Source organism: Chamaesiphon sp. OTE_8_metabat_110 (assembly GCF_031382685.1).
Lineage (GTDB): Bacteria > Cyanobacteriota > Cyanobacteriia > Cyanobacteriales > Chamaesiphonaceae > Chamaesiphon.
Window position 1 is genome coordinate 1 of record NZ_JANMZA010000442.1, and the last position, 2,478, is coordinate 2,478.

General features: G+C 43.0%; 2 protein-coding genes and 1 riboswitch. Of the genes, one reads left to right on the top strand and one right to left on the bottom strand.

Translation table 11 applies throughout. The features are described from left to right. Positions 1-120 precede the first annotated feature (120 nt). On the bottom strand, positions 121-849 hold the full coding sequence (locus RMO52_RS16170) for an urea amidolyase associated protein UAAP1 (RefSeq protein ID WP_310416150.1): 729 nt from the start codon (positions 847-849) through the stop codon (positions 121-123). Positions 850-937: 88 nt separating this feature from the next. Further along, positions 938-1,057, bottom strand: a riboswitch (guanidine-I (ykkC/yxkD leader). 323 nt (positions 1,058-1,380) lie between these two features. Between RMO52_RS16170 and RMO52_RS16175 the strand changes: the two genes are divergently transcribed. Further along, positions 1,381-2,451 carry an ABC transporter substrate-binding protein gene (locus RMO52_RS16175; protein WP_310416153.1) on the top strand — a complete coding sequence of 357 codons (1,071 nt, stop codon included), beginning with the start codon at positions 1,381-1,383 and terminating at the stop codon, positions 2,449-2,451. The last annotated feature ends 27 nt before the right edge of the window (positions 2,452-2,478 follow it).

The following is a 2,478-nucleotide window of genomic DNA, read 5'->3' on the forward strand; positions in this document are numbered from 1 at the left end:
TCTTGCTCCCTCTCCTTTAGGAGAGAGCTTGTCTTGCTCCCTCCCCTTTATAAGGGGAGGGCTGGGGTGGGGTAAAGATCTACGCAATAATTCAAATAACTTGGATTAATTAAAGATCGATTAATCCTGGGCAAATAGCGCGTCGGTATTGATAAATCCGCGCACAACTTCAGGATTTGCCGTCCGACACAGATCTTCAGGTGTTGGTGCTGGCGATTTCCAGATGGTTAATTGAATCGGTTGCGGCTTGTATTCAGTGCTAGGGTGCAGAACGTGAGGACAATTTGACACGATCGCAAGTATATTCATTTCTGCCCGTAAATCTACATAACTACCCGCTTTTTCGCAGGTGCGGTCGTATTGTAAATACCCGTCGGGCGATACAGCAACCCGACTGAATAGATTGATATTCGGCATCAAATCTTTACGGGTTAATCCCCGTTTACCCAACGCTTTGAGAAAGTTATTTCGAGAATTTCTTAAAGTCGCATCGCCATAATTTACCTCATTACTCGTACCATTACTACAGCCACAGATTAAGTCGTGACAACCAGATGTATCGGTAGTAATCGAGCATAATATTCTGCCCATATCCGAATACATCACCATCCCTTGTTTGAGAAAGGCATTGAACTGGATTTTAGCTGTATCGGCGACATTCAGTCGCTCGATCGGATTGTCGGCATTGTAGCAGACTAGAGATACCCCGTGCGAGCCAGCTAAGTCAGTGATGCGAAGTGTATTGCCGCGCTTGATAATGCCGTGCCAGTAATCGCCACCTGGTAGCTTTTCATCAAGTAGCACTAACTTGGGGTCGATGCCGGGATGTGTGGCTAAAGTAGTATTCATCTTAAGTCTGCTCGATTGGGTATGTAATTGGGTCACAGGTAGTGCAAATATCAACAGCCGAGGAGATGCCACAGCAAAGCTGAAGTGGTTCTCCCGGGCTTTTATCCCGCCGTGTGACCGAATTAGTAGTGTCTATTCACACCCAATCGGCTGCTTCTCTCGGACCAGTCATCGATGAATATCGATCGGAACCCTAGAAGCGATCCTGACTTGTATTGTAGATTAATCTGAAATCGTAATAAATGAATAATAGCAGATTAGATCTCAAAAGTGGAGCGATCGATCGAGCATCTTTTCAATTTTTGAAGAAAAGTATCCTATAATACCTCTGGATATCTCAAAAACAATTGCGATCGAAATAACAATCGATCGTAACTGTGCTTTTGGATACAAAATACTCAAGAGTAATGTTGGTAGTTTTGTTGGCAAAGCTACCGAAGTACCCAAGGATCGAAGACTCGGCTAATTTGCTGAGTCAAATTTAGGTCGATCGATTTTCGAGAGCGCAATTATAAATTAGTGAAGATTTTCATGTTACACCGATCGCTCTTATCGACTTGTCTGTTATTTACGTCAGCTTTATTTCTTACGGTCAGTTGTAGCAACCCAGGTGCAAATAAACCGACAGGAGAATCAGCAACTTCGCCAAATCCTGCGGCTGCTAGTGCGCCAGCTTCTGAGTCCAAAACAGATGTTAGATTGGGTTTTAGTGCGTGGCCGGGTTGGTTCCCTTGGCAGGTTGCTCAAGAACAAAAAATCTTTGAAGCTAATAAAGCATCGGTAAATTTAAAATGGTTTGATGGCTATTTGGATTCGATTTCTGCCCTCAATGCCGGACAATTAGATGCTAATAGTCAAACATTAGGCGATACGATCGCTTCGATTGCTGGAGGTGCGGATCAGGTAGTTGTATTGACGAATGACAACTCGACGGGCAATGATAAAGTCATCGTCAATAAAAATATCAAATCAGTTGCCGATCTCAAAGGTAAAAAAGTTGCTGCCGAGGAAGGAACTGTGGATCACTTTTTATTACTACAGGGTTTAAAAAAAGCTGGTATGACAGCCAAAGATATTAAGTTTGTACCGCTGGAAACTGGTAAAGCTGCGGCAGCTTTTGCTGCCGGACAAGTAGATGCAGTTGCTGTATTTGCACCTTTCACAACTCAGGCTCTCAAATTACCAGGAAGTAGGGAGTTATTTAGTTCCAAGGATTTCCCTGGATCGATTTCCGATCATTTAGTTGTCACTCGAAAATTTATTAACGAACATCCCGAAAAAGTTCAAGCAATGGTAGATAGTTGGTTTGCTACTTTAGACTATATTAAAGCTAATCCCGATGCTGCTAATAAAATTTTAGTCAAACGTGCGGGAGTGAGCGATAGTGAGTACCAAGCATACGCCCAAGGCACCAAGATTTTTACCGTGTCCGAAAACCTCAAAGCTTTTCAGGCTGGGAATGATATGAATTCTTTGCCATATGCAGCGACACAAATGAGTGCGTTTTTGAGTGAGGTAGGGTTAGCGAAAACAAAACCAGATCTAACTAAAATATTTGATGACAGATTTGTCAAAGCATATGCAGCCAAAGCAAAGAAATAATCGCGATCGAGATTCATCAGACGCGGG